The following is a 1,060-nucleotide window of genomic DNA, read 5'->3' on the forward strand; positions in this document are numbered from 1 at the left end:
TCGCGTCCGAAGCTAGTAGAGGTCGCAGAGAATAGGTGGCTGCGACTGTTTAACAAAAACACAGCTCTGTGCCAACACGAAAGTGGACGTATACGGAGTGACGCCTGCCCGGTGCTGGAAGATTAAATGATGGGGTGCAAGCTCTTGATTGAAGTCCCAGTAAACGGCGGCCGTAACTATAACGGTCCTAAGGTAGCGAAATTCCTTGTCGGGTAAGTTCCGACCCGCACGAATGGCGTAACGATGGCCACACTGTCTCCTCCTGAGACTCAGCGAAGTTGAAATGTTTGTGAAGATGCAATCTACCCGCTGCTAGACGGAAAGACCCCGTGAACCTTTACTGTAGCTTTGCATTGGACTTTGAACAGACTTGTGTAGGATAGGTGGGAGGCTATGAAGCTGGAACGCTAGTTTCAGTGGAGCCGTCCTTGAAATACCACCCTGGTGTGTTTGAGGTTCTAACCTTGGTCCGTGATCCGGATCGGGGACAGTGCATGGTAGGCAGTTTGACTGGGGCGGTCTCCTCCCAAAGTGTAACGGAGGAGTTCGAAGGTTACCTAGGTACGGTCGGAAATCGTGCTGATAGTGCAATGGCAAAAGGTAGCTTAACTGCGAGACCGACAAGTCGAGCAGGTGCGAAAGCAGGACATAGTGATCCGGTGGTTCTGAATGGAAGGGCCATCGCTCAACGGATAAAAGGTACTCCGGGGATAACAGGCTGATTCCGCCCAAGAGTTCACATCGACGGCGGAGTTTGGCACCTCGATGTCGGCTCATCACATCCTGGGGCTGTAGCCGGTCCCAAGGGTATGGCTGTTCGCCATTTAAAGTGGTACGTGAGCTGGGTTCAAAACGTCGTGAGACAGTTTGGTCCCTATCTGCAGTGGGCGTTGGAAGTTTGACGGGGGCTGCTCCTAGTACGAGAGGACCGGAGTGGACGAACCTCTGGTGTACCGGTTGTGACGCCAGTCGCATCGCCGGGTAGCTAAGTTCGGAAGAGATAACCGCTGAAAGCATCTAAGCGGGAAACTTGCCTGAAGATGAGACTTCCCTGGAGGCT

General features: G+C 53.2%; 1 rRNA gene. It reads left to right on the top strand.

Annotated elements, in window-relative coordinates:
• A 23S ribosomal RNA gene (locus ACZ9XP_RS17725) occupies positions 1–1,060 on the top strand; the annotation flags it as partial.

The sequence above is a fragment of the Vogesella perlucida genome, from assembly GCF_979366545.1.